Genomic DNA, 21,462 nt, shown 5'->3' with positions numbered 1-21,462 from the left:
ATTCTAAGTCTTAGTGTCTCTGCGACTTCTTTAGTTCCGAGAATCACGAAGATAAGCTCTGTTATTCGTTTTTACAGGTTGTTTTTTGGGGAATAACCCCGAAAGAATTATACCTTTTTATGTCGATTTTCTTTGTTCCCAGTATCATTTATAACTTCTTTTATTTCTTGTTTTGTCATAAATACCACCTCACAAAAAATTCAAATTAATACTTATTTATTGCAGCAAACATCTTTAAAACCCAGAAGTAAGAAGAATACTATAGGGTAAAGAGGATATAAAGCATATATAATCCACTGAGTGTAACGTTTAGTATTTTCCAATACGCATTGAAATGAACCTTTAAAAAATTTAAAGGTTCATTTTTCTTTGGATATATATTTCTCTTTTAATGATTTTTTCTATTAATGTCTGTTTTTTATTTAATGCTTTTTTTATTTTTAATTATAAGGTTTAATTCTCGGCGTAATTTCCTTAAGCTATCTTCTCGTACTTCTCTATTTTTAATATTTATTACCTTATTGTATCTTGATTTAAAAGGTTCTTGTTCAATTAGCATATCTATTTGCAGTTGCGTTTCTTCGTATACTTTAATTTTTTTTTTCACCTGTTTACGTAACTCCTCCTGCTCATCTTGATTTAACTGTCTAATAAAATCCTGGACACGTTTTGACCCGTATCTTCCACGATACTTCCATTGATAACGTTGTGAAACAGTGCTAGACCGGTAACTTTTTTTCCTATAAGTCCATGAGTAAATATAGGCAAACCCTCGAATTATCTTAACAGAGAAGTTTTTAGATTTTTTTTTCACTACCATTCACCTCATAAATTTTTATAATTTTAAACTAAATTTCCGTAAAAGGTGAATTTTATTTAATTTAACTTTAAATTAAAAATGACAGTTAATTGAAGACAGTTAACACAAAATATTTTATGTAGGTAAATGCTTATGAGACTTGATTTGTTTGTTTTTTTTGTAATAAAAGTTTGTTCTTTTTTCTATAAGAAATTTGTTTAACTAAAATCAATTTGGTAAAATTTCCAAAAGCGCAAAGGAAGTGTAATGGAATGAAAATGAAAGGTAAACTTTTAAAATATTCACATGATGGAGAATTTCCAAAAAAAGCTGGTGTTTATATTTTAGTGAATCAGAAGAATGGTAAAGTATATATTGGTTGTACTCGAAATGTGAGGGCAAGAATTGCATCTCATAGAAGCCTTCTATTAAGTTGTAGGCATTATAGTGAAGAACTTCAGCATGCTTTCGACAAGGACTTTTTAGGAGTAATAGTGTTAGCACTAGTTCCCCATGCCAATCAACAACTGTTAAGGGAGGCTGAACGATTATTTATACAAGCAGCGCCATATCTCTTTCCGGCAGGAATAATTAATAAAAGACTTGTTAATTATTCCAATTCCATGAAGTAAGTAATATAAGCGGAGCAGTTATACAAACGGTTAGGTTTAGTCTAAAAGGACTAATTTATCATTTGGAAATAAAGAACTCGGAAACAAATATACATTATGGCGTACGAACAAAGCCGTTTTAAATTGGTGAATTTCTCTAATAGGAATTACAAAAATTCACCAATGGATTTTACAAAAAAATGAACTTGGAAATGTATCTCCAAGTTCATTTATTCAACTATCTATATTTTTTTATAGTTCCTGTTTGTTCAGTAAGAAATATGATTCCGCAGCAACCCTCACTAATAGAAGTAAGACACTTGATATTAAAGAATAGCCTAAACTAGAGCCATACCATCAAGAGTGATGGTGAATTCTTGTAATTCGTTTAATTGAGTTTGATTTAAGACCCAGTAGCCTTTTTTATTATCAGTCTTTCACGTTTAAAGCAAAATTGTAATGCTTCTGGTAAATGAAAAGTCCCTGACTTATCTAATTGTTTTAGTAACACAGTACATAAAAGATAAATGGGATATAGATTTTGAATATTCACTATATAATGTCCATTTTCATCTTTGGTAAAGTGACCAACTATACTAGCCTTATTCTGTTCTGTTGGGAGAAAAAATCCTTCTGTAAATTTGTAATAAAAAATAAAGTCTTGATGTATCCTCGTGTTCGTGTTAATTAGATAAAAATTAGAAAGTGGTAAGTCAGTTTTTTTGTCGATAAAAGAGAATTTAAGTATTGTTGAAACTATATCCTTTAATAAATGATACTTTTCATCTGTTGAGTTGCTCATACTATTGGATATATCTATAAGTGCCTTTTTAGCTAATTCATGGTAGGAATAGTTCGAATAAGGCGATTTCGGTGCAATTATAGCATCAAAGTAACAAGCCGCTTCAAAAATTTTTTCTTTGCCTTTTATTTTTCCTACAAGTACAGTAGGGTTTATTTCTTCAAACTCAATACCTTGTTCTTGACATATATCTTCAAGTGATGAGCGAAAATCAGTGTCTAAAATAAAGTTTATTACAAGATTCCACTTTTTAAATTGAAACCCTCGTTCTTCTGCATATTTCGTAGCTTGTATTAGGTCTGTTGAAATCTTTTTCTTATCGGGTTTAGATGAAGGTTCTTTAGCATATGTAGAAAAAATTTCAATGACCTTTACTTTGCTATTTTTTTCTTCCATGTTCGTCCTTAAATATCCATCTATACCACCATCCCCACGTAGCCTGGTAAATATAAAGCGTCTATAAATAAGTTTTAGTAAAAATCTGGCGTGTTCTTCAAAACTAAAACCAGACAATCCTTGTAACCTTTTTTCAATAAATTGAGAATGCATTTTTGCTTCAATATTCAATGCTATAAACACTCCTTTGAAAAAATTCAACATTACCTAGTATTGCTTGAATCTTATTGAAATTTATCCTTAAAACATCTTGTGCTCTAATGTAATTTACCTGTATGTTATCTGCATACTTACTTATTCACTAAACATATTACCAGCTCTGAATTGTTCAGAAAAATTCTCCTTGTCGCTTAAGTTGCAATAGATGATTTTTTTAGAAGCCTTTAGTTGAATTACTTTCTCTTGGCTATTACCCCCATGATAGCAACCATATAACACCCAGAAAAATTATTTCTATAATATAAGATTCAAAGTCATTTAACTGTAGTAAAAAAGAATTAGATAAAAGAAAATATACTCTAAGTCACAAATAGAAAGCACGGCTAATGTAACAGGAACTAAGGGTCAAACAAAGTTGATGCACTTATCATTATCATACACCCCATTACTATTTGGTAGATAGTTTCTATTTATGTGATTAGATTAAAATAAATAATTTAATGATTTTTTGAAATATCTATCGAAATGTTTTAGAAATTGTTACAATTAAGGTAAGATATGCTAGTTTTGAAAAGTCACATTTTAAGTCACTCGTATATTATGAAAAAATTTATTTGAAAATAACGTTATTTAATGTGGGGGATATATTTTGGCGAAATTATTGGTATTATCTTTAGCTGAAACAACTAGGGATAAAGATAGAGGTTATGCAGTTATTGCTAGAAACCTTGAAAATAATACTTGGGTTATTATACCTACTTTACCTAAAGAGCTATTTAAGATTGAAAATGAATATGCATGGGATATTTTTGCGGTAACTGAAGCAGATATTGTAAGGAAAATAGGAAATAGAGATAACGTTTATGAGGTGAACAAAGAAAATTACTTACCTTATATGATAGAACCTCCTTTAAAGTCAAATAAGAGGAAAACTGAAATTCTAGAAAAAATTTCGAGTAATAGTATTCTAGAATTGCAAAATAATTCCGAGTGGGTTGGAATTCTAAAAAATCCTACAATTGAAGATTTATTATTCTATAAAAGAAATGAAGAAAATCCTTTTTATGATATAAATCAAACGTTTTTTTGGGAATGCCGTCTAATATTCCATGATGAGGAGATGTATAAATGGAAGTATAAGGCTGCCGATGGTGTTGCTGTTAAAGATATGCGCTTCAAATCTTATTGGAGGGACGTAATACTAAATAGAGGAGAACTATTTGATGAGAAAAAAGATAAATGGATTGATTATATGGAAAACAACAATACTTATTTATTAGTAGAATTTTACCCCGGTACTTATATGAGCTCAGTGGCTGTATTATCTGGTGTTCTGTCTATTAATAAAAAAGAGATGAGGCGAGATGAATGATTTATAGTATTTATCAAGAAATAAACAAAACGTTGGTTTTAGATACATACACAGGAGCCATACGGTGGCAAGAAAAAAAATCACATCCACAGCTAGAAATTAAACACTTACAAAACTTACTTGCTAAAAAAAATGATGGCTTTCTTACATCATCTAGTGAAGATATAAACATTTTGATAATAGAACCTTATTCATCAATAGTGCTTAGGGAGGTTGGTGGAATTGAATACCTATATAAATCGAATAATAATTTGGGTGAATTGAAATACAAATTTACTTCAAGTTATACAAGAGATAAAGAGCTTGATATGTTAAAAAGATTTGGTGGGTTAATAATCACATTTGTTGAAAAAGATATAAAAGATATAAATAAGAAAGTAATTTTTATAATGTCTAACGTGAGAGTTTACGAAAAAAAGTCAACTTTTCCTATTAATAATATTGTGAAAGAAGAAGAAAATTTTCAGTATATCAATAGTAATAGTAATATTACTATTCAAAACTCCGGAGTACATAATAGTGAAGAATATATTGAAACTAATATAAAATTGCCGAAAGGATTGTTTCACCATATTGAAAATCAAGAGTTATTAAACGCAATAAATAAAAATAATCATTTAATTAATGATATGTATCGTGAATTTAATAATAAATTATTGTTCATAAATAAATCTTTAAATAGAAATGATGAAAACGAGAAAAATATTCAAATAATAGATAAACAAAAAGAAACTATTAAGGAATTAAACGATGATATAGAAAAACTAATCCATGATAGAGAAATTTTAGATAATGAAAGGATAAAAGCGGTGTTGATTGCAAAGAATCAACTCAAAAAAGACTTGAGATTGTCTAAAATATCCCTACAAAAGCATATCGACCTTGATGAAATAATACCATTAAAGGAAAGCATATTTTCAATATTTGATGATGTGTTAACGGAATTAAATATTGATGAAGAAACTATTAAAAGAATTCATAAAAATGAAAATCTAAATAATAAAGTTGAAATTTTGTCTGATAATTTTGATTCTAAAGTTCAATCTTTGTTAGATATAAGAGAAGATTTTATCAAATATAATATTATCGAAAGCAAAGGGGAGTAAATTATGTATTTGGGAATCGACCTCGGAACTACTAATTCAGTTGTCTCATATGGTCTTGAAATTGCTTCGAAAGACTTTTTTAAATTAGTAACCCCTACTAATTCCCTAGGAGAGATTGTAACTCCTTCTGTAGTTTATTTTGAGGAAGGAGAAAAGCCTTTAGTAGGAAGATATGCTTTGGATAATTTTAAAACTGACCCAAGTAATACAGTTAGATGGGTAAAAAGACATATGGGGTCTGACAAAAAATTTAATTTGTGTGGAAAAGTGTTTTCTCCTCAATCTATTTCAGCATGTATTTTAAAAGAATTAAAATACTTTGCAGAGAAGGCTAGTTTAGAAGAATCTATTAGTAATGTAGTTATTACGGTTCCCGCTGATTTTGATACATCTGCAAAACAAGCTACTATTGACGCAGCTAAAATAGCCGGATTTACTGAGGTACATCTCATTTCTGAACCAAATGCTGCAATATTAAATTATATAAATCAAACATATGAAAAAGATGAACTGAGTGAATACTTTTCAGATGAAGAAAAATATATGCTAGTCTTTGACTTGGGCGGAGGAACATTTGATTTATCTTTATCAACCATTAAAATAGATTCAGATGGTAAGATTGATACAAGTGTAGTTACATCATCAGGAAATAAGTATATAGGCGGAATAAATTTTGATAATGATTTGATGGTTTATGTTTTAAAAAAGGCGATTAAGATATATCCAAAAGAAACAGAACAATTATCTTTAATGTTAAAATATAACGAAAATAGTGAAAAATACCAAAGTAATGAGGAATTAAAAAATTGTATGGCTCAACTTATTAGAGATTGCGAAGCCTGTAAAGAATACCTTAGTCAAAATAATAAAAGAACTGTAACATTTTTTTCTCATGAGAGAAGGGCTTTTAAAGTTGAAATAAGCAGGAAGGAATTTGAATTATTATTAAAACCGTATATGGGAAAAATTCAAGAAAATATAAATGAAGTTTTAACACAAGCAACTAGTAATAATAATACCTTTAAGGGGTGGTCTGATTTACTTGGTGTATTATTAGTGGGGGGGTCTACAAATATTCCATATATTAAGGAATTTTGTACTGATACATTTAGGCTTGAACCAATAGTAAGTCACGATGTATACATTTCTGTCTCAAGAGGAGCTGCTATATATTCCTCTATACTTAGTGGAGTAAATAGCCTTGTTCAAAATTATGAAACTGTTGTACCTCATGATTTCTATTTGAAAAACGATAATAACTATTATGAAATTTTTAGAAAAGGCAGTAATATTAAACAAAGAAATATTAACTATGAGATTCCATTTTCCCTAGATACAAAAGCTCCAATCGATATAGTTCAAAAGTATTATAATCAAGAAGGTAAAGAAATTGATGTATTGTTACAAACTATCAATTATTCTCATCCATTTATGTTTACCGGAGATACTTTAGAAATGGATTTCAAAATTAATGAAGATTTAATAATTTCAGTTGCAACTAGAGAAGATTGTATTGATGATTCCGTAGAAATAGCATTTGAAAATAAAATGAAACTTAGTGAAGAAATGCTTGAATTAGAAAAAAATAAACTAATGGCTATTGGTGTGTAAAATGGGTATGAATTATATAGATACAGAAGAAGAACAAATTCCTACCCCAAATAAAACAAAAGGTAACCCTGTGATTGATAAATACTTTGGAGGAATTTTAGAAAAAGATTTTAAGGTTACTTATATTATTGTAACTGAGAGGGGAGAAGAAAATAATCTTATTAATAAATTAATTTTAAAGATATTTGATTCAATTGAACTTCAAACAGTCCCTGAAATCTTAGATAAAAATAATTTCAGAGTCCATTGGAATAATAGCGAAATTAGGGTGAAAATAAAATACGAATACTCAGATAATAATAACTTGATATGGGAAATTCAATTTGAAGGAAAATTCCTTATTATAGAGAATTTCAGAACTGAATTTCTTAAGTCTTTAATGAGCGACCAGAGATTTAAGAAGAAGTATTGTGTTCAAGACGAAATTTCAGATGAAATAAGTGTTGTAGCATATCCAATGGTTAGAAACTTAGAAAATGGCTTAAGAGATTATCTTCTAAGATTCTTCACAAAAAAGTTCGGCTCTAAATGGTGGGAGACCAGTAAGACTCCACAATTAGAAACTAAAATAAAAGAGAGAGAGAGAACTTTTAGTGGGATGCTAGATATGCAATTGTATAGCATTGACTTCATAGATTTGACAGAATTAATTGATGGAAAAGCAAAATTAGACCCTCATAAATTATTAGAAGCAATTGATATTTTGGCGGGTTTTACTGAAAATGAAGAAAAGTTTAAAAAAAAGCATCAAAGTATTAGAAATGATTTATTAGGTAATTGGAAAAAGTTTTTTGAACAGCATATTACAGTAAGCAATTTCGTTGCAATATGGAAGGATTTGTATCAAATAAGATGCGAAGTTGCTCATAATACTTTTATGAATTTAAAAAGTTTTGTAAAGTTAGTTGATTATCATATTATAATAAGTAAGCAATTAAGCGAACTAATAGAAGAATTAAGAATTGTAAAATCAGAAGAGTATAGAGTATTGGAGGAAATATTAAATATAAATATAAAATTTTCTGTTGAAGATATTAAATCATTATTGGATTATAGTATCATTCATTTGACTCCGAAGAACTTCTCTAAAGATACTTTGTGTATCAGTGAGTTCAATGAACTGTTAGATTCCATAAGATTAGAATTAGCAATTATAGGAACTTTCACTGAGTCTCCTGAATATCAACTAAATTTAGGGGATGATGAGGATTATCCAAAAGATTATGCTCAGTTGGACTCTATAAGTAAAGCCTTGTTTTTTGAATCTATATCTGAGTTAACAAAAAAAGCACTTCAAATAGGAATAGAAAATAACAAAATTGTATAAGACATTATATATAAACATATAAGAATTCCTCATAATATAAGTAGGGATATGATATTTAAGGGTAGTGCAGAAGAGATTATGGTAAGGGTATTGATTCTATTTACGTTTTATTATTCATAAGGGTTACTAAGTCAGCGATTGCTGGCTTTTTTGTTGCTATTTTATAATTTATTCCATATAATGCTGTGTTTGTTCAAACTTTAATAGCCTATTAAAGAACTAGAGTAGGGAGTATTGGGATTTATTTTTAACAAAGCCTATAATAAAATCTTGGACGATTCTCAGTCGCTGAAAAGTATTTTTTCAAATACACATTGTATATATCGCGTACATAAGGTATAAAAAAGTTATTTAGTAGACAACAATCGTGTACAAAAAATGGTAAACTAAATTTGACAAAAATGGATATCTTGAGTCGCTTGGAAAGCCAAGGATTGCACAGGTGAAGAGGGATGCCGATATAGCTACCGCGGATGCAGAGAAAGAAACGCGAATCAAGCGAGCCGAACTTGAAAGGGCAACTGAAATAGCCGAAGCCGAAAAAATCAACAAGCTAAAGGTTGCGGAATTCCGTCGTGAGCAGGATATTGCGAAGGCACGGGCTGACCAAGCTTACGATCTTGAAACGGCCAGGTCTAAACAGGATGTAACCGAACAGGAAATGCAAATCAGGATCATCGAACGGCAGAAGCAAATTGAGCTGGAGGAAAAAGAAATCCTTCGCCGTGAAAAGCAATATGATTCAGAAGTGAAGAAAAAGGCCGATGCCGACCGTTATGCGGTAGAGCAGGCAGCCTCCGCCAATAAGAAGAAAAAGATTACACCACCATCAGCCAGGAGAATGTCGAAGCGAGCATGAATATGGCAGCAAGCACGGAAGAGTAACGATTAAGAAAATACATGGTAAATTATACTGTTCATCAAATGAAATTTAAACTTATGCATTAGAATAAGAAGTATTGCAGATAACAAAAAGAATTTAAATAACAAAAATATTGAAGAATTAACCATTAATAGCAATAGGCGAAATCATACAAGAAGAAGCAACAGATATACAATCTGTTGCTTCTTTTTGTTGAAGTGCTTTGACATTTATTCTGTGAAATCTATGGAATATTCATAGTGGAAAAGCGTGATTTCACCCTTGTCAAAAGCCAGTTGCTATTCTTGAAAAAATAATTGCAACTCATTCTAATAAAGGTGAAACAGTATTATTACTGCTCTAACTATACTCAGAATGATGGATAATTGAAAAAGTTTATTCATTTTTTTTACTAACCGATTCAATGGGATATAAGCTAACTGTTATCATTAATAGTGAGGATTCTAATAAGACTTCTTTACTAACATTAGAGATGAATATAGAAAGATATAGAAGAAACTCGTCAAAAAGGAGTATCTCACATTTAAGAACTCTCGTTGCTCGCCGAGATTGGTTAATGAAACTGAACATCTCTACAGAATTACTTCATGATATTAAGAATTTGTGGAACAACAAAACGTATTTTTTGTTATTCAGCAAATAGGGCCAAATCGTATTATGTGGTTAGCCGTTTTTTTCTGGTTGACCTGTTTTTTTAGGTACTATTCTTGAGGTAGCCGGGATTAAAGAAATGTTAAGTGAAAATAAGTTGATCCGTTAAAGGGGTAGAATGTTGAGTAAATCTCCTTTGAGGAAGAATACGCTTCTGTGTTGAAAGTAAACAACTTTTTTCACACTTTTTTTACTTTATTTGTAGGGAACAACATAAACATTCTATAGAAGAAAATTATTTCTATAGGAGGTTTCCATGGATCAAAAGGATCAAAAGGATCAAAGTCGTCAATTAGACCAAATAAAGCAAATGCAACAAATGTTTAAAGCGAACATGAAAACTCAACCTTATCCCATGTACCCTAACTATGGGAAAATCACACGTTACGAAGAAATTCCGATAAGTTTACCTGAACAGCGCCAGCTGCGCCATCCCGGAGTGGAAAAATTTATGGTACCCCTTCCAATTATCGAAAACCCGAACTATAAAGGGAGTGGAAAGTTAACAGGAAAAGTAGCACTTATTACAGGGGGTGACAGTGGTATTGGTGCAGCAGTAGCAATTGCGTTTGCTAAAGAAGGTGCAGATGTTGCTATTTCATACTTAGATGAACATGAGGATGCAAATAGAACAAAAACGAGGATTGAACAACTCGGACAACGTTGTTTTCTAATGCCTGGTGACTTGCGAGACAAACAACAGTGTATCTCCATTGTAGAACAAACAGTAAATACGTTTGGACGTCTCGATATTCTTTGTAACCACGTTGGTATCCAATTCCAACAACTAAGTCTGCTTGACATTACAGATGAGCAATTCGATGACACCTTCAAAGTTAATATATACTCTCATTTTTACACAACAAGAGCAGCGCTTCCTCATTTAAAACCAGGCAGCTCAATCATTGGCACTTCTTCAGTGGTGACGTATGTAGGTGAGCAGCAAATGATTGATTATACGGCCACAAAAGGTGCAATAGTTGGTTGGACACGTGCATTGGCTAAAAATGTCGTGAAACAAGGGATCCGAGTAAATGCCGTCGCTCCCGGCCGAATTTGGACCCCACTTATTTCAGCAAGTTTCTCGTCAGACCAAGTTGCTGTATATGGAGCATTTAATCCAATGGAACGAGTTGCCCATCCATTTGAACTCGCACCAACCTTTGTCTATCTTGCTTCTGATGATTCTCGTTTTGTTACTGGTCAAGTTCTTCATGTTGATGGGGGAGAATCTACACATTCCTAATGGAAGGGGGTTACCATTTTGAGATATGAATTTAATCCAGAAGTAAAGCTATTGCTAGTAAACCATTCAAATGAAAAAGTAAAGATGGTCTATATGGAGGATTCTTGGCCAATGTCTAAAATAGCACTTAGACCACCATACTATTGCTATCCAAGTTACGAGCTGAATTATCCAATAATCTAAACAAATAACAGACAAAAAGACTTCTATACACAGTTATCCCCGGGGTAGCTTTTATCCGTTGAGCGATGGCCCTTCCATGCGGAACCACCGGATCACTAAACCCGACTTTCGTCCCTGCTCGACTTGTAGGTCTCGCAGTCAAGCTCCCTGACCGGTTTAAATGAGTATCCTAATTAGGTATAAAATTGAGGGGAGCATTAGAGTTTAAACTCCATTCGATGATTTAAGAGAGCCTTTTGGCTCTTTTTATTTTGAAAAAGTTTTAACTTTGTAAATTTGTGTTTGCTGTCATACCCTACCCCTACAGGTTTTATTTCTATTAGGATCATGGTCCATTGCTTACTCTAAGCTATATTTATATTATGTAAACTGGGGAGGATAAAGTTTTCACTTATTATAAAACGGATTTACATAAATATGGGGATGACTTTACATAATATAGAAGGATATGAATTCCTTTGTAATAGGGAGGTGATTAGATGTTCTTCAAAAAACGAAAGATTAGAAATAATAAAGACAAACAGGTCGTGACTGAGAATTCACAAGATATTTGCCAGCTGTTTGCTAAGGTTAAAAAATCCAGTGATTTTAAACAATTTCCACTTACAGATGAATCGGGACATTTAATCATTTCTTACTACAATACACTGGTCGATCAACAACAACTCCAACTGAAAATTTTAATGATTTTCCGAGAGACCCCTTTTGAACTAGACAGGCTAGAGAAAATTGATGACATAAAGAAAATCATCGCAATAGAAGATATTGTAATAACGGATAATCGGAACGAAGCTGAATCCAAGTTACTTAAAGGGTATGCGATACTTCAAATGAAGGAAAGTGATCAAAGGGTTGCTTTAATTCTCTTATCTAATGATAAAGCTGGATTGCGTGAACAAAATAATGTTGAAAATGAGTTTAGTGTGGTGGGGCCACAAATTGGGTTTCTTGAGAATATTGATGTAAATATACATTTATTAAGACAACAAATAAATACAACTGATCTAATTACGAAGGAAGTAAACATTGGTTCTACTTCAAATACTCGAGTTATTATTGCTCATATTGATGGGATTACGAGTGAGCAGCACGTTAATACCATGACCCAACGGCTTCAGGATATTGATTTTGATGTCATTTTTGATACTTCTCAGCTGCATCAATTTATAGAAGATAATTCCCTTACACCGTTTCCTTTGCTTCTTCCAACTGAACGTGTGGATAGGACGGTTCAAGCTCTTATTAACGGACAAGTAGCTGTTTTAAGTAGTGGGTCGCCATATGTCATTACAGGTCCTTCTACGATCATTGATTATTTTAGTTCACCTGAAGATTACTTTCTCCCATGGATTCTTGGATCTTTTTTTCGTTTAATACGGGTATGCAGTGTCCTTTTCTCCATTTTTGGAACATCTATTTATATAGCCGTTATCACTTACCATTACGAGATGATTCCAAACGATTTATTTGGTTCACTTAGTATTTCTCGTTATAATGTCCCGTTTCCGCCGGTATTAGAGGTGATTTTTCTGGAATTCACGATTGAACTATTACGTGAAGCGGGAGTCCGGTTACCTACAAAGGTAGGACAAACATTAGGAATAGTGGGCGGTATTGTTATCGGCCAAGCGTCAGTTGAGGCGTCCCTTACAAGTAATGTCTTACTCATTATAGTCGCCTTATCTGCCTTAGCTTCGTTTACTACCCCAATTTATAAAATGTCGAACACTATACGTTTTTTACGTTTTCCTTTAATTCTCTTCGCATCTATTTGGGGGGGATTAGGTATCGTTATCGGGATTGCCTTTTTACTCATTCACCTTACACGGTTAGAATCTTTAGGAACACCCTATACCGTTCCATTTTATCCTTTTAGGCCTGAGGATTTAACGGACAGCCTGATCCGTTCCTCTTATAGTAAAACATCCAAAAGGCCAAATTATTTACGTCCTAAATCAATTTGGAGATACCACCCACATAATCACAAAAAAAAGAAAAGTGATTTTGATGAATAATCAGGAAAGGATAATAAAGGTGAATTAAATGAAATTATGTTTTCTGTTAACTTTTAGCTTAACTTTCTTTTTATCAGGGTGTGGTATACATGAGAGGATCATTGATGAAGTTCAGATAATTGAAGCTCTAGGATATGATCGGGAAGAAGGCAAAGTTAAAGGAATTGCTATTTATCCTACTTTCGCAGAGCAGGGAAATGTCAAATTGAAGATTTATAAAACGGTGTCTGATTCATATGAAGACATACTCCCGAGAATGAATGCAAAATCAGCCTATCCTATTGAGACAGGAAAATTAGATTTTATATTGTTCGGCAAGGAATATGCCACACAAGGGATCGAAGATGTTGTCACTAATTTTGCCCGAAATCCAAATACGGCGAGTCGAATGCAGTTGGGCATTGCTGAAAACACAGCCGAAGATATACTTCAATCCAGTAAACATGTGAATCTTTCATTCCATTTAAGTGAAAAAATCAATCAAAACATTGAAAGGGGTAATATTCCAAAAATGAATCTGCACATGTTTTTGAACAATTTTCATCAAGAAGGGAGGGATCAAATTTTACCTTACCTTATCCTAGAGGAAAATCAAATTAAAATTGACGGGTTAGCTTTATTAAAAAACGGGAAGTACATAAATCATATTAATTTAAGACAGTCCTTAATTCTAAAAACATTAATTGGTGGGTCTCAAAATGGACAATATAAAACCAAAATCACGCAAAATAAAAAGGAAGGTTTTATTCTCTTGAAAAACCTGGATGCAAAAACTACATATACGGTTGAGAAAAGCGAAGGCATTCCGAGTATATTCATCGATTTAACCATCCATGCAGAGATTGAAAAAGCATCATCCTGGTTTGATTTGAAAAAAGAAAAAGATATTGTAAAATTGGAACGAAATTTAAAAGAACACTTTAAGGAAGAGGTCCAACATTTAATTTCACTGGCACAAGGATACAATGTAGATCCCATTGGGTTGGGAGAAAAGGTTAGAGCCAACACAAGAAATTGGGACTATCAACGGTTTATGGACATATACCCAGAAGTGAAAACCACTGTACACACAAATATTGACATCCTAAATACAGGTATTGAAGAGTAAGTCTGCATGATAAGAGGAGGAGCCACGTGAAATCATTACTAGACGAACGACATTTAGTATCTTCCTTTTACGTTTTCTTTCTGATTTACACGAATATTATTGGCATAGGAATCATGAGTTTTCAACGAGATATAACGAAGGACGCAGGTTATGATGCATGGATATCCATCATTTTATCAAGTATAAGCATTCATGTACTAGTTTGGATGATCTATCGTATTCTTGGAATTGCTAAAAATGATGTCATACATGTTCACAAATTTTGCTTTGGAAAATGGATTGGCGGACTGTTCAACATTTTCTTGATTTTCTACTTTCTTATATTAGCGCTAATTGTTTTCCGTGTTTATATTGAAGTTGTTCAAGTTTGGCTGTTTCCCTTAATGAAGACCTGGCAAATAAGCCTCATTCTTCTAGTCCTCATTTATTACGTTGTATCCGGTGGATTCCGCGTGATTACTGGAATGTGTTTCTGGGGAACTATCATACCTTTTTTTATCCTGTTTCCCCTTAATTTTTTTTCGTTGGAATTTGCCAATTTTCACAATTTATTACCCGTCTTTAACCACTCTCTGAAGGAAATCGTATCATCCTCTAAAGCTATGTTGTTTCAGTATGTTGGCTTTGAGACCTTATTCATGTTCTACCCATTCATAAAAAATCCAAACAGATCACAAAAATGGGCCCATTTTGGACTTTTGTTCTCAAGCTTACTTTATCTAATAGTAGCACTCATCACATTTGTTTTCTTTAGTGAAGGACAATTAAACCATACAATATGGCCAACATTAACTCAAATGAAAATTGCGAAATTCCCTCTAATAGAAAGAGTCGAATTTATCGTTGTTTCATTTTGGTTACTTCTCATATTGCCCAATATCAGTGTGAAAATATGGGCAGGTTGTCGTGCTATTAAGAAAGTAATAAATGTGAAACAACGTATAAGTCTGTTGATTGTACTGGTCCTATTCTTTATTATAGCTAATGTGCTCAAAGAGAGGAGTCAAATAGAGCAATTGAATGAAATGTATTCAAATATTGCTTTTTTCTTTGTGTATTTATATATCCCTTTTCTCTTTTTGTACATTCATATTAAGCATAAAATAAATAAGTAGGATAGAAAGCTTCTATTAACTTATAATACAATCTGGGCAAATCGTTTTGTGAGGATTTAACAGAAAAGGTCAGCAGTTACATTTGGGAAGGTGAACCATTCCAAATTACAGAAGTTAGGTTTTAGTTCGCCTTATTCCGTCGGGATTTGTCACACTGATGTTCTAACACAAATCAAGCTTACCATACTTAAAATATCTGTTTTATCTTTTTTCTATATCTTTTAGGTATGATGGAGGTTTCATCTTGGATATTCGACAGTTAAAATACTTTGTCACTATAGCAGAAGAAGGTAAGGTCACGACAGCTGCAAAGAAATTAAATATTGCTCAACCCCCTTTGAGCGGACAACTCAAACAAATGGAAGAAGAGCTAGGCGTCATTTTATTTGATTGAGATAACAAAAGTCTTAATTTAACCTTGGAGGGGGTAAGATTACTTCTTCGAGCAAAAGAACTTTTAAATAAACTTGATGAATCAATGGTAGAAGTTCAAGAATTGAAGAAAGACGCCCGTGGGATTTTATCTGTTGGATCCAATCTTTATTGTGCATCTTTAATTCTTTCCAAGGTGGTAGATATTCGTGAGAAAAATCCTGGTCTTACTTTCAAAGTATGGGAAGGTGAAATGATTCATCTCATAAAAATGTTATTTAAACGTCAGATTGAGATTGCGATAACAAATAGTCCAATAACAGAAAAAAGTATCTCTCAAATGACATTGGAAAGTGACCCATATATGCTTGTTTTGCCTGAAAAATGGACGTGGAGTGGATCAGAACAATGCAGGTTAGAGGAAATCATCGATTTGCCATTGATTCTTCTGCGACCAAACTATGGTTTAGGTGCGTATGGACAAATTGTCAATGAATTTCAATGGTTAGATTTAGAACCAAATATACTGTGCGAATGTCAGGATTTAATTATGTTACTTGGTCTCGTTTCATCGGGGTTGGTGCAACGATCTTACCGCTCTCGTTATTATCCCTCCATTCATTGGGAGGATTGAGAGTCATTCAGCTAAAGGATCTGACCTTAATATCTGAACCCAAAGTAATTTGGAGGAAGAATAGTTATTTATCAAAAGCAGCAAAAGAATTTTTAAAACTTTTTTAGACACCAAAATATTTACTCAAAAGTAAAAGACTTCAACGTTGAAAAATGGCAAATAAAATGAAACAGGTATTAGTTTTGACAGTGGTAAAGTAGATCTTTAAATGAAAATAAAATATATTCATGGTTTTATAACCTCATTTAGATTCGTTACGGGGAACCGTATCATAAGTAAATGAGGTTCTTAAATAATCTATATTAAATGAATATCCGCCCACTTTATAGGCTTCTAAAAATTCTTACTTATGCTCAGGATGAAAAAGTTACACTAAACTTAAAAATACTCCCCTTTATATGAGACAGATTTATTTTCTAATCAGGCTGCTGGAGGTTTCTCCTGGACTAATAAACCAACAGCATCCATCACGAAAATTTATCAAGAACCAGGCACTACAAAAAAATTTCATCATATATAGGTGATATCCGTTCGGATTTGATGAGGAGGATATCATGCAACCTATGTTACCTATGGAAAAATATTTTGGGCAGTTTGAACTGGTGCATGCTTTTTATGGGGCTATGCCTACAGGTGTCAGCGTTTCCGAAACTGGTCGTATTTTTGTATGCTTTCCGAAATGGGGAGACGACGTTCAATTTACTGTGGCAGAAATTGTTGAGGGTGAATTGCAGCCTTATCCCAGTGTAGAAACCAATTTAGTTAATACTGGGAATATTACGATGTCTTTCATCAGTGTCCAAAGTATCGTTGCTGATGGAAGAGGAACACTTTGGGTACTAGATACAGGGGCACCAAATTTTTCTGAACCTATTCAAGGGGGAGCAAAATTAGTTGCTGTTGATTTAAGCACGAATACAATAAGGAGAGTATATACCTTTACAGAAGATGTTGTCTTGCCAACAACTTATCTGAATGATGTCCGTTTGGATTTTCGGGTTGGAAGAGCAGGCTATGCATATATAACGGATTCTTCTTCCAGAGGGCCAGGGGCTATTATCGTCGTAGATTTAGAAAATGGGAACGCGTTTAGACGGTTAAATGGGGCAATATCAACTTCACCTGATCCCTATTTTTTACCGAAAGTAGAAGGTGAAATTTTGATGAATCGAAACCCGGACGGCTCGACTTTCCCATTTAGATTGGCTTCCGATAGTTTAGCGATTTCTCCTGATGGAAAGGTTTTATTTTATGCTCCGCTAACCAGCCGTCAGCTGTTCTCGATCTCAACAGAGGCCCTAAGAGACAGAAGGATACAGGATCTGAATTTATCCCAATATGTGCAGTATTTGGGGGAAAAAGGTGCGTCTGATGGAATGATCACCAGCGCAAAAGGAATCATTTATGCGGGAGACTATGAAAACAATAGTATCCGGAAGATATTGCCGAATGGCGCAATGGAAACCATCGCACATGACCCGAGAATTTTATGGCCGGATACTTTTTCGATTGGCCCCGATCAATACTTATATGTCATTGTGAATCAATTACATCGGCAGGCGAGATTTCATTATGGAAGAGACCTCCGGGAAAAACCATATAGTTTACTTCGTATGAGAATTGATGAATTCCCTGCCCCTACCTTTTCATAGTAATCGTAAACGAAGGTAGCTATCCCCCATCAGGGAGCTGCCTTTTTTGTCAGATATTCCCGCAACTGTCTTATGATAAAGAAGTGACTTAACTCAAATTGAAAAGCCTGCTTCATCCTAGATTTAAAAGTATAAATAAAGCACCATAGGCACGAAGCTACATAAGTATCAACTTACGGTAAGAGGAAAAATTTTGAACAAAACCAGGAGGTAATAAGGGGAAGATTAGTTCACTTCGAAATTCATGTGGATGACATGGAACGGGCAAAGAAATTTTATGGTGAAGTATTTGGATGGTCATTTCAAGATTGAAGTGATTTCGCAGGAATGCCTTACTTGGGAGCGGTGAATGGCGATGAGAATGAACCTGGGATTAATGGGGCTTTGATGCAGCGTCAAAGTCCTCCGCCGGAAGCAGGCCAAGCTCTTAATGAGTATGCTTGTACAATGGGTGTCGATAATTATTACGAAGCGGAAGCCAAAATTCTTGAAAATGACGGCAAGGTCGCATTGTCCAAATATGCACTGCCTGGAATGGCGTGGAAAGGGATACTATATTGATACCGAAGGGAATATATTCGGAATTCATCAAGCTGATGAGAATGCAAAATAGGATACATGTTTGGTGAAGAAAGATTGATCGGGAACCACCCTTTTGTTTCCTACGCGGGGTGGTTTTCTTTGCTGAGAAAGAGATATGAGATTGCCTGGAAACAATCCCTTTCAACATTACTTTTAGAAATTCCACGATAATCACCCAATTTCCTTAATAGAGACGAGAAACTTCTAACCACCAAATGGAGATGAAACCTTCTTTATTAATAAAAAGTGACAGTGCATTGCGCCCACAGAAGTAGACATGTATAAATTCGGGAAAACCTGCCCACCAAGTTTTTATATTCGTTCTCGGGCGCGATTCTTGAATAAGGTTCGCTTTTCTTATAGAACTAACAGGCTGAAAATCGGAGCTGTCATTAAGGCAGCTTTTTCTTATGCAGCTAAAAGGGCAGGTAAGTGAAAGAATAAATTTTAAACCGGACTATTGATTAAGTACGTAGTATTTACAAAGTAGAATGTAAAAAGAAGGGGGGATCTTTTTGGAATTTTATAGATTTGCCAAGGAAGTAGGAAAAAATATTTCTCATTTTAATTCAAATTTCATTATATCTCGAATTGTAAAAACAGAAAAACCCACAAGAATTGGTTGTATCCATTTAGAAGCTAACGGAATTGTAGGTTTCCATCAAGCTGTTATTCCACAATTACTCATTGTTGTAGATGGGGAAGGATGGGTTCGGTGATGATGAATTAAAAGTAAATATAAAAGCTAACGATGTGGTCTTTTGGGAAAAAGGCGAAGGACACGAAACAGCAACTGCCACTGGACTAACTGCAATTGTAATTGAGTCTGAAGAATTAACCCCTTCTAATTTTATGCCAATTAAAGAACATAAATAAAAAAATCTTGTTGAACTACCATGAAAATAGACTTCTGGAATTTAGGGGAAAAGGCAATACTTAAGAAGACGCTGCTCATTGTTTTTTTTAAAAGGGGAGAGCGCCTAATTTACTGATTTATTGTAGGTAAGTGGACTGGATTAAGATGCTTCAGGTTCTTGTAATGTAACTGTGTATCCTAAACTTTCAAGTCTTCTTAGTGAATGCCGAAAAATTGATTGTTGTCTCTGTTTATCAAAGTAGTCTTCGCCTAAGTCTACATACATTTCTTTTCGAGTTAAGAGATAATAGGAGATACGTAACATGGCATGAGCGACTACTATTCCTGCTCGTTTCTTACCTTTTCGTGATGCTGTACGCCTATACAGTGCACCGAGGTAGTTTTTAGATCCTCTTACAGAATGAGCTGCTTCTGTTAATGCTGATCTCAAATACTTGTTTCCTTTTTTTGTTTTAGCCGATTTTCTTTTTCCCGCACTTTCGTTATGCCCAGGAACTAGTCCTGCCCAAGAACACATATGAGCTGCACTTGGAAACTGTTTCTTAATATCAGTCCCAATTTCAGATAAAATTTGCTCAGCCATTCTTGTAGCTATACCAGGAATAGAGTCTAATCGTTCCACATCTTCTTGATAGGAGCTTACTCTTTCCTCGACCTCTTGGTCGAGCATCTCGATTTGTTCTGTTAAAAAATCAATATGCTTTAAAATGGTTTTTAACATGAGGCGTTGATGCGAATTGATATAACCTTTAAGGGCGAGTTCTAGTTCATCTTTCTTCTTTTTCATTGTGCGTCGAGCAAAGTTTGCTAGTTTTTCAGGATCTTCTTCACCTTCGGCAATTGCGTTAAGCATGTCTCGAGCCGAAACACCCATAACGTCTGAAACGACAGAGCCTAGCTTAATATTTGCGCCTTCTAACACTTTTTGGATTCGATTATGTTGTCTAGCACGTTCTTCAATGATACTTCTACGGTACCGAACTAGTTCACGTAGTTCCCGTTGATTTCGATCTGGTATGTAACTAGCTTTTAGGAGTCCATGACGAAGAAGTTTGGCAATCCATTCTGCATCTTTAACATCTGTTTTACGCCCTGGCACTGCTTTCATATGTTGAGCATTCACAACTAAAAACTCAATCTCTTCAGCTTCTAATAAATTAACAATAGGTTTCCAATATACACTGGTACTCTCCATGGCAATATGAGTACAGTTATTCTTTTTAATCCAATCCACTAACTGTATTAGAAAAACAGTTTTTGTTGAAAACGTTTGAATCTCCTTTCCTTCTGGTGTCATAATACATGCAGTAATATTGTTCTTATGGACATCCATACCACATGCTCTTTCAATGACTACTTCCATTGAAAACATCCTTTCTACGGCTCTCAATACAATTGGAGGCTGGTGCAAAAACCAGAATAGGATTAATCTACCATGTGTGCTTCCCGTAAGGGAGCGACAGTCAGTGGTGCACCTTGGTCGTTGGAGTCAGACTAACGGATGGGCTCTAACGCACCATAGTTCCTCGACCTTCCTCTCCCAGCCGTAGAATCAGTATTGACCGTTCTGAACCATTTTCATTCTCTGTGGTGAAGCGCTGATTTTTGCGCTTTCATGGTTGGCTAACGGGTGCGTTAGCTGAAGATCGGAGCTGTCTTTAAGGCGGCTTTTTCTTATGGAACAAACGGGGCAGGTTAATGCAATAAGACGGGTCGAAAATCCAGCTCTCTTTTAAGGCGCTCTTGTGACATATTATTCAGCTAAGAAAAGTAAAAAATAAAAATCCATCCCTGAAAAGCTTCAAGGATGGAATCATACAAACACCATGAACCTTAGGGTGTCTCTTGGATCATTCTTGTTATGGTCTATAGATAGGTAAGTTATCCGGGTTATTACGTAAAACAAACATAATATATAGAAAAAGAGAAAGGGCTTATAAACGGGAACAAAATCCAGCTGT

At 33.8% G+C, this 21,462-nt stretch carries 16 protein-coding genes, 2 pseudogenes and 1 other annotated feature; of the genes and pseudogenes, 15 read left to right on the top strand and 3 right to left on the bottom strand.

All coding sequences use genetic code 11. From position 1 onward, the window contains the following. Window positions 1-418: 418 nt before the first annotated feature. A complete protein-coding gene (locus ACJ9PY_RS14645) occupies window positions 419-814 on the bottom strand; it encodes a hypothetical protein (RefSeq protein ID WP_411738435.1) in 396 nt (131 codons plus the stop codon). A 257-nt stretch (window positions 815-1,071) separates the two neighbouring features. Here ACJ9PY_RS14645 and ACJ9PY_RS14640 point away from each other — a divergent pair, with 257 nt between their 5' ends. Beyond that, window positions 1,072-1,431, top strand: a complete 360-nt coding sequence (locus ACJ9PY_RS14640) for a GIY-YIG nuclease family protein (RefSeq protein ID WP_411738434.1) — start codon at window positions 1,072-1,074, stop codon at window positions 1,429-1,431. A gap of 382 nt (window positions 1,432-1,813) precedes the next feature. Here the strand turns inward: ACJ9PY_RS14640 and ACJ9PY_RS14635 are convergent, their stop codons facing one another. Beyond that, entirely contained in the window at window positions 1,814-2,779 is a 966-nt protein-coding gene (locus ACJ9PY_RS14635) for a hypothetical protein (RefSeq protein ID WP_411738433.1), read from the bottom strand. Window positions 2,780-3,416: 637 nt separating this feature from the next. Between ACJ9PY_RS14635 and ACJ9PY_RS14630 the strand changes: the two genes are divergently transcribed. From ACJ9PY_RS14630 to ACJ9PY_RS14565, 14 genes and pseudogenes are all read left to right on the top strand, one after another. Then, window positions 3,417-4,139 carry a hypothetical protein gene (locus ACJ9PY_RS14630; RefSeq protein WP_411738432.1) on the top strand — a complete coding sequence of 241 codons (723 nt, stop codon included), beginning with the start codon at window positions 3,417-3,419 and terminating at the stop codon, window positions 4,137-4,139. Further along, a complete protein-coding gene (locus tag ACJ9PY_RS14625; RefSeq protein ID WP_411738431.1) occupies window positions 4,136-5,245 on the top strand; it encodes a hypothetical protein in 1,110 nt (369 codons plus the stop codon). Before ACJ9PY_RS14630 ends, ACJ9PY_RS14625 begins: the two co-directional genes overlap by 4 nt. A gap of 3 nt (window positions 5,246-5,248) precedes the next feature. Further along, entirely contained in the window at window positions 5,249-6,856 is a 1,608-nt protein-coding gene (locus ACJ9PY_RS14620; RefSeq protein WP_411738430.1) for an Hsp70 family protein, read from the top strand. 1 nt (window position 6,857) lies between these two features. Then, window positions 6,858-8,183, top strand: a complete 1,326-nt coding sequence (locus ACJ9PY_RS14615) for a hypothetical protein (protein WP_411738429.1) — start codon at window positions 6,858-6,860, stop codon at window positions 8,181-8,183. A gap of 442 nt (window positions 8,184-8,625) precedes the next feature. Further along, window positions 8,626-9,042 carry a hypothetical protein gene (locus ACJ9PY_RS14610; RefSeq protein ID WP_411738428.1) on the top strand — a complete coding sequence of 139 codons (417 nt, stop codon included), beginning with the start codon at window positions 8,626-8,628 and terminating at the stop codon, window positions 9,040-9,042. Between the two features lie 985 nt (window positions 9,043-10,027). Next, window positions 10,028-10,963 (top strand): SDR family oxidoreductase, encoded by a 936-nt coding sequence (locus ACJ9PY_RS14605; protein WP_411740285.1) that lies wholly within the window; start codon window positions 10,028-10,030, stop codon window positions 10,961-10,963. 241 nt (window positions 10,964-11,204) lie between these two features. After that, window positions 11,205-11,349 (bottom strand) — a sequence feature (23S ribosomal RNA rRNA prediction is too short). A 276-nt stretch (window positions 11,350-11,625) separates the two neighbouring features. Further along, window positions 11,626-13,161, top strand: coding sequence for a spore germination protein (locus tag ACJ9PY_RS14600; protein ID WP_411738427.1), 1,536 nt, complete (start codon window positions 11,626-11,628; stop codon window positions 13,159-13,161). Window positions 13,162-13,189: 28 nt separating this feature from the next. Then, the gene (locus tag ACJ9PY_RS14595) at window positions 13,190-14,269 is read left to right on the top strand and encodes a Ger(x)C family spore germination protein (protein WP_411738426.1); all 1,080 of its coding nucleotides are present in this window, start codon (window positions 13,190-13,192) and stop codon (window positions 14,267-14,269) included. A gap of 26 nt (window positions 14,270-14,295) precedes the next feature. After that, the gene (locus tag ACJ9PY_RS14590) at window positions 14,296-15,384 is read left to right on the top strand and encodes a GerAB/ArcD/ProY family transporter (RefSeq protein ID WP_411738425.1); all 1,089 of its coding nucleotides are present in this window, start codon (window positions 14,296-14,298) and stop codon (window positions 15,382-15,384) included. Between the two features lie 244 nt (window positions 15,385-15,628). Beyond that, complete coding sequence (locus ACJ9PY_RS14585) at window positions 15,629-15,778, top strand: LysR family transcriptional regulator (protein ID WP_411738424.1); 150 nt, start codon at window positions 15,629-15,631, stop codon at window positions 15,776-15,778. An 84-nt stretch (window positions 15,779-15,862) separates the two neighbouring features. Further along, window positions 15,863-16,390 carry a LysR family transcriptional regulator substrate-binding protein gene (locus ACJ9PY_RS14580; RefSeq protein ID WP_411738423.1) on the top strand — a complete coding sequence of 176 codons (528 nt, stop codon included), beginning with the start codon at window positions 15,863-15,865 and terminating at the stop codon, window positions 16,388-16,390. A 554-nt stretch (window positions 16,391-16,944) separates the two neighbouring features. Next, a complete protein-coding gene (locus ACJ9PY_RS14575; protein ID WP_411738422.1) occupies window positions 16,945-18,042 on the top strand; it encodes an L-dopachrome tautomerase-related protein in 1,098 nt (365 codons plus the stop codon). A 255-nt stretch (window positions 18,043-18,297) separates the two neighbouring features. Beyond that, window positions 18,298-18,655, top strand: a pseudogene (locus ACJ9PY_RS14570) (VOC family protein). Between the two features lie 484 nt (window positions 18,656-19,139). Further along, window positions 19,140-19,500: pseudogene (locus ACJ9PY_RS14565) on the top strand (cupin). A gap of 140 nt (window positions 19,501-19,640) precedes the next feature. On the opposite strand, the gene ACJ9PY_RS14560 reads toward ACJ9PY_RS14565, so the two are convergent. Further along, a complete protein-coding gene (locus ACJ9PY_RS14560; RefSeq protein ID WP_411738421.1) occupies window positions 19,641-20,864 on the bottom strand; it encodes an IS110 family transposase in 1,224 nt (407 codons plus the stop codon). Window positions 20,865-21,462: the final 598 nt, after the last annotated feature.

The sequence above is a fragment of the Peribacillus sp. S4 genome (genome assembly GCF_046715815.1).
Lineage (GTDB): Bacteria > Bacillota > Bacilli > Bacillales > DSM-1321 > Peribacillus > Peribacillus frigoritolerans.
The sequence above is the reverse complement of the archived record's forward strand: the minus strand, read 5'-3'. Positions and strand labels throughout refer to the sequence as shown.

Excerpts from the sequence above, each read along its gene's own strand:
- ACJ9PY_RS14640 (WP_411738434.1), top strand. The coding sequence starts at position 1,072 with ATGAAAATGAAAGGTAAACTTTTAAAATATTCACATGATGGAGAATTT.
- ACJ9PY_RS14625 (WP_411738431.1), top strand. The coding sequence starts at position 4,136 with ATGATTTATAGTATTTATCAAGAAATAAACAAAACGTTGGTTTTAGAT.
- ACJ9PY_RS14620 (WP_411738430.1), top strand. The coding sequence starts at position 5,249 with ATGTATTTGGGAATCGACCTCGGAACTACTAATTCAGTTGTCTCATAT.
- ACJ9PY_RS14615 (WP_411738429.1), top strand. The coding sequence starts at position 6,858 with ATGGGTATGAATTATATAGATACAGAAGAAGAACAAATTCCTACCCCA.
- ACJ9PY_RS14605 (WP_411740285.1), top strand. The coding sequence starts at position 10,028 with ATGCAACAAATGTTTAAAGCGAACATGAAAACTCAACCTTATCCCATG.
- ACJ9PY_RS14600 (WP_411738427.1), top strand. The coding sequence starts at position 11,626 with ATGTTCTTCAAAAAACGAAAGATTAGAAATAATAAAGACAAACAGGTC.
- ACJ9PY_RS14595 (WP_411738426.1), top strand. The coding sequence starts at position 13,190 with ATGAAATTATGTTTTCTGTTAACTTTTAGCTTAACTTTCTTTTTATCA.
- ACJ9PY_RS14580 (WP_411738423.1), top strand. The coding sequence starts at position 15,863 with ATGGTAGAAGTTCAAGAATTGAAGAAAGACGCCCGTGGGATTTTATCT.
- ACJ9PY_RS14575 (WP_411738422.1), top strand. The coding sequence starts at position 16,945 with ATGCAACCTATGTTACCTATGGAAAAATATTTTGGGCAGTTTGAACTG.
- ACJ9PY_RS14560 (WP_411738421.1), bottom strand. The coding sequence starts at position 20,864 with ATGGAAGTAGTCATTGAAAGAGCATGTGGTATGGATGTCCATAAGAAC.